This is a genomic window from Ruminococcus difficilis, assembly GCF_016680995.1.
Genome location: NZ_JAEQMG010000089.1, coordinates 1 through 5,492 on the forward strand (window position 1 = coordinate 1; position 5,492 = coordinate 5,492).

The 5,492-nt window shown below is 46.7% G+C and carries 5 protein-coding genes; all 5 read left to right on the plus strand.

What is annotated here, in order from left to right:
• Positions 1-267: 267 nt before the first annotated feature.
• Positions 268-2,556: an ATP-binding protein gene (locus JKK62_RS09290; RefSeq protein ID WP_201427659.1), complete on the plus strand. Its 2,289-nt coding sequence runs from the start codon at positions 268-270 to the stop codon at positions 2,554-2,556.
• 111 nt (positions 2,557-2,667) lie between these two features.
• Positions 2,668-3,366: a replication initiator protein A gene (locus JKK62_RS09295; RefSeq protein ID WP_366503273.1), complete on the plus strand. Its 699-nt coding sequence runs from the start codon at positions 2,668-2,670 to the stop codon at positions 3,364-3,366.
• Positions 3,363-4,214: an ATP-binding protein gene (locus JKK62_RS09300; RefSeq protein ID WP_201427661.1), complete on the plus strand. Its 852-nt coding sequence runs from the start codon at positions 3,363-3,365 to the stop codon at positions 4,212-4,214. The genes JKK62_RS09295 and JKK62_RS09300 overlap by 4 nt, the downstream gene beginning before the upstream one ends.
• Positions 4,211-4,432 (plus strand): DUF3847 domain-containing protein, encoded by a 222-nt coding sequence (locus JKK62_RS09305; protein WP_201427662.1) that lies wholly within the window; start codon positions 4,211-4,213, stop codon positions 4,430-4,432. The genes JKK62_RS09300 and JKK62_RS09305 overlap by 4 nt, the downstream gene beginning before the upstream one ends.
• A gap of 127 nt (positions 4,433-4,559) precedes the next feature.
• Positions 4,560-5,492 (plus strand): MobQ family relaxase (mobQ, locus tag JKK62_RS09310; RefSeq protein WP_201427663.1); only part of this gene is annotated, 933 nt, incomplete at its 3' end.

The window sequence follows — 5,492 nt, forward strand, 5'->3', positions numbered from 1 at the left end:
TAATGTGTACACTGCGTTCTTGCCTATCCGCAGCATTTGCTGGATTTCTTCGACGCTGACAACATCGGGGTAAGAATCAAAAACTCCTTCCGTAAACCTATCTTTTTTCATGTTTTCCTCCATATTATTACCAAATTCGACAAACAAGATGTGATATGATTTTTACAGCCCTCAGTCCTGTTTGTTATGTGCTCATTCTACATCACGGGGAGCGAAAACACATTGAGCGGAAATTGACTGAAAATTGACAGTTTTGGAGTGAGAAACATGGAGCGATGCGATTTTAGTTCTGTGATTACGATCATCAGCGATCATATCAGCGAGAGCAAGCGCGGCAATCAATCCGATTTGATGTATGCGCTGTTTGACACCTTCGCAACCGACGAGATCAACATAGAAGAAACCTTTGACGAAGGTGCAGTTTGCCGTTGGGTAAACGGTGTAAGGAAAATAAGCCCGAAAATCACAAAGTATTACTCGGACAACAACAAAAAGAGTTGTCTGTCCTCCGACATAGAGCAAAATATTCTGCCGATGATGTATGACAGCGACATGGCAGTTCGGGAGATCTACGATCTGGTGATATATGACACAACCATTTCCGACGGCGTAAAACAAAAACTGACCGCGGGATACCCGTTTTCCAACAGCAAAGAAAAAGCAGATTTCTTAAGCGCTGTGCTCTGCTTTTCGATGGAGCGCAACTTCATCAAACGTGAACCCGAAAAAAGCAGTCTTAAAGATTACGGCGCGCTCTCCCCTTTTGTCAAAAACCTGATTTACGGCGCAGAGGTTCCGAAGCCCTGTCGTTACTTCTGCGACAGAGCCGGAGAACAATCGGAGCTTCACTTTATGCTGAGCGAGTACGGCAAAGTGTTCCTGCAAGGCATACCGGGCATCGGCAAGAGCGAGCTTGCCAAAGCCTACGCCCAAAGCTTTAAAAAGGAATACACCAACATCATCTACATCAACTACTCGGGCAGCCTGAAAAATGATATCATCAAGCTGGATTTTGCCGAGGATTATAATGCGAACGAACCCGAAGCGGATCGGTTCAGACGCCACGACCGATTCCTGCGCAGCCTGAAAGACGACAGCCTGATTATCATAGATAATTTTAATACCGTCGCATCTGACGACGAAACGCTGAGTACGGTTCTTGCATACTCCTGCCGCATTTTGTTCACCACGCGCAGCCGCTTTGATGAATACAACGACTCCTACACCATTGAAGAAATGCCCGACGACGAACTGCTCGGCTTAATGGGCAGTCTGTATTCGGAAGCGGATAATCATTCCGAAATCCTGCGTGAGATCATCCATACGGTTCACAACCACACCTTCGCCGTTGAGTTATCGGCGCGGCTGTTAGAGGTCGGCATTTTAGCGCCGGATCAACTGTTGGAGAAACTGCGCGCCGAAAAAGCAGCGATGGACAGTGAAGATAAGATCAGCGCGAAGAAAGACGGCAAAAGCAGAAAGGCGACGTACTACACGCATATTCATACCCTATTCTCGCTGTACAAGCTCTCCAAAGTAGAATCGGAGGTCATGCGAAATCTCGCCTTAGCGCCGCACAACGGCGTACACGCAAAGTTGTTTGCCTTATGGCTGGAATTAAAAAACATGAATGCCATCAACGACCTTATCGAAAGTGGATTTGTCAAAGAATTGCCGGGTCGAATGATCGCACTTCACCCGATGATTCAGGAAATCGCACTCGACGAAATGAAACCTTCTGTTGTAAATTGCTCCATCTTCTTGCAATCCTTACAAACTATCTGCATGTGTCACGGCAACGATGTGTTGTACTATAAACAGCTATTTGAAATGATTGACTCTATCGTCGATCTAATTGATAACGACGATATGAAAACCTATCTTCTGTTTCTGGAGGATGTATTTCCGTATTGTGAAAAATATGAAAACCACCATCTCATGCAAAAAGTAACCGATATACTATCCTCGTTGCTAAAGGACAGTAACGTCGGAGCCGATAAAGACCGCGCTTTGTTATATGATTACCTCGCAATAGTAGCGGATGATCCTTTAGTTTCGATTCAGTATGAAGAACGTGCCATTTCCACGATAAAGAAAGTCCATTCAGGCAATATCGTTTTAGTTTGCAATCTATATACAAATCTCAGTCACTTCTATCACATGAGTGGAAACATCAAATCGGCTCTCGACAATATGGGCACTGCACTTCAACTCGCCAAAAAGTTTAAAATCGAAAATCATCACGACAATCTTGTCAGGAGAAGGAACTATGCTACTTTCCTTGTTGCTGCGGGGCAACCGCTATATGCTTTGGCAGAGCTAATGAAGCTCAGCGAAGTCATAGAATACCATTATTCTAATCAATCCTTGGATTACGCAATGGTACAGGAAGATATGGGCAAAATATTCTGTTGCTTAGGCAAAAAAGAGCAGGCAAGTAAACATTTCAAATATGCGTTTCATCTTTATAAAATCCATTTCCAATCAGAACCAGAGCGAATAGAAGCCAAAAAACAAGAAATGATAATGTATCTTAGCATGGAAAAATTAATGTAATACTAATCACAGTCACGCACTTCGGTGTGTGGCTGTTTTTTTGTCAAAAATCAGTCAATTCTCGGTCAATGTGTTTCCTCTCTGCTTGCAATAGAATTACCGTGTAAGGTGGTGAGTAGATTGACACAATTCATAACTTCTGAAAGCCCGATTCCCGCGCATATGGCGTTCCCGAGCTTTCTCTTGACAATGTCTGAGCTGAGCGATTCGGCAAAAATCATTTACTGTGTTCTGCTGTGTCGGGCGCAGCTTTCCCAAAAGCGCGACGGCTTTACAGACGAACACGGTCGGATATTCATTTATTATCCGATCAAGGATTTAGCCGAAGCCGTTCATAAAAGCGAGATGTCTGTCAAAACCGCGCTATCAACGCTTGAAAAGCATGAGCTTATTGTGCGCAAGCGTCAGGGCGTCGGCAAGGCAAACCGTATCTATGTAAAGTTCCCCGTCGACAGAAATCTTTCCGTGAGACAGACAGAAAACTGTCTTCCTGATGGAAAGAAAACTGTCTGTCACGCGGAAAGAAAACTGTCCGGAAGATATATAGAAAGAGATAATAAGAAAATAGATAATAGAATGAGTAAGGCATACGGCAAATTTCAAAATGTTTTTCTCTCTGATGATGATATCTCTATTTTGCAACGGACTGTGCCGCCGTATCGGGAGTACATAGAGCGGCTGTCGGCATATATGCAGTCGAGCGGTAAGAGCTACGCCGACCATGCCGCAACTATCAGAAGTTGGTATCTTCGTGACAATCCTTCGCCGCCTGCAAGAAACTATGAAAGCGAGGAAAACGAAAGCTTATGAACAACATCAACCAAATCATCGGCGGGCTGTTTCCGCCGCGCCAGCCGAAAGAGGACGAGTACATCAACGAAGCTGACGGATTGATCTACTGCGCCAAGTGCCGCACACCGCGGCAGTGCGTGATTCACCACGGAGAGCGTATCATCACGCCGCCGGTTATGTGCGACTGTCAGCGGATCACGGAAGAACGCGAAGAAGCCGCGTTTCAAAAACGGCAGGCGGAATTTCGGATCGAGCGCATGAAGGCGAGCGGTTTGCAGGACAGGTATCTGCACGATTACACCTTTGCCAACGACAAAGGCTACAATCCCGAAATCAGCAAAGCCCGCGAATATGTCGCTCAGTGGAGCGAGATGAAAAAGAGCTGTATCGGACTGCTTTTGTGGGGCGACGTCGGCACAGGCAAAACATTCATTGCCGCCTGCATCGCCAACGCGCTGATTGAACAGGGTGTGCCGGTTTTGATGACGAACTTCTCAAAAATTCTGAACCAACTGTCCTCCATGTTCAACGAGGATCGCAACAAATATATCGAGAGCATGAACAGCTACAGTCTGCTGATCATCGACGACCTCGGCATCGAGCGCAATTCCGAATTTGCGCTGGAACAGGTGTTCAATGTCATCGACAGTCGTTACCGCAGCAAGAAGCCTTTGATCGTCACGACCAACTTAACGCTGGACGAGCTAAAGCACCCCAAGAGCTTAGCGCACGCCAGAATCTATGACCGCATTTTGGAGCGCTGCGTGCCGCTCAAGGTTAGTAATCAAAACATCAGAAAGCTTAATGCAGCGGAAACTTTGAGCACGGCACGCAAACTGCTGACTGCTGAAAAGGAGGATTTATGAATAACAATTTTAACGATAAGGAAATGCTGCAGGCGAAGCATCGACTGGAAGAAGCGCAGGCGAGGAATCGCCAAAAGGAGCGAAAAGCACGGACAAGAAGATTGATTCAGGAAGGCGCGATTCTGGAAAGTGTCTTACCCGAAATCAAGCACATGAATTCAGACGAAATCAAAAATCTTCTGTTGCAGCGGTTGTTTTTTGGTAACATGCAGCCTTGATTTATTTCCCGAAGGGCGCACTTACTCACCACCCGTAATACGGGCGGTGGTACTGCTAAAGCAGACGTGCGCTCTCCGAGGGTTACGGCTTATTGAAAGCCTGCTTAGAAAGAGGTGATTTTGAATTATGGCGATTTATCATTTAGAAGCAAAAGCCGTCAGCCGCGGCTCAGGCAGAAGCGCGGTTGCAGCCGCAGCTTATATGAGTTGCTCAGAAATTCATAACGAATATGACGGCATAATGCATGACTTCACACGCAAAAGAGGGCTTGTTTGGGAACAGGTTTTTCTGCCTCGAAACGCGCCGCCTGAATGGAAAAGCAGGAGCGTTTTGTGGAACGCGGTTGAAGCCGCCGAGAAATCTAAGGACAGCCGACTCGCGCGCGAATTGGTCGTCGCCTTGCCGGTTGAGCTTGACAAAACGCAATGGGTAAAATTGCTGACAGAGTATATTCAAAACAATTTTGTCGCAGAAGGAATGTGCGCCGACGTCGCCATTCACGACACAGACGGTCACAATCCCCACGCGCATATTTTGCTGACAGTCAGACCAATGGATAACAAAGGCAGATGGCAAAACAAAACCGAAAAAGAATATCTCTGCGTCAAAAACGGCGAAGAAAAAGGCTTCACTTCTTCGGAATTCCTGTCAGCAAAATCGAAAGGCTGGGAGAAGCAATATCAATATTTTGTCGGCAAAAAGAAGGTGTATATGCCGCCGTCAGAAGCGGAAAAGCACGGCTATGAACGCGTCAATAAATATCCGAAAAGCACGCGATTCGGTCGGCAGAATCCGATCGCCGCACGTTGGAACAGTGACGAGCAACTTGTCGTTTGGCGTGAGCAGTGGGCGCAGATCACAAACAAATATCTTGACGAAGCGAACCGCGCCGACGCGCACATCGACCACCGCAGCTACGCCGACAGAGGGCTCGACGTGCAGCCGACAATTCATGAAGGCTATGTCGCTCGCACCATTGAGCAGAAAGGTTTTGTCGCCGACCGCTGTGCAATCAACCGTCAAATCAAGGCTGACAACGCCCTTCTCCGCGAGTTAAAG

Coding starts and splice junctions, on each gene's coding strand:
- JKK62_RS09305 (WP_201427662.1), top strand. CDS start 4,211: ATGAATAACAATTTTAACGATAAGGAAATGCTGCAGGCGAAGCATCGA.
- JKK62_RS09300 (WP_201427661.1), top strand. CDS start 3,363: ATGAACAACATCAACCAAATCATCGGCGGGCTGTTTCCGCCGCGCCAG.
- JKK62_RS09290 (WP_201427659.1), top strand. CDS start 268: ATGGAGCGATGCGATTTTAGTTCTGTGATTACGATCATCAGCGATCAT.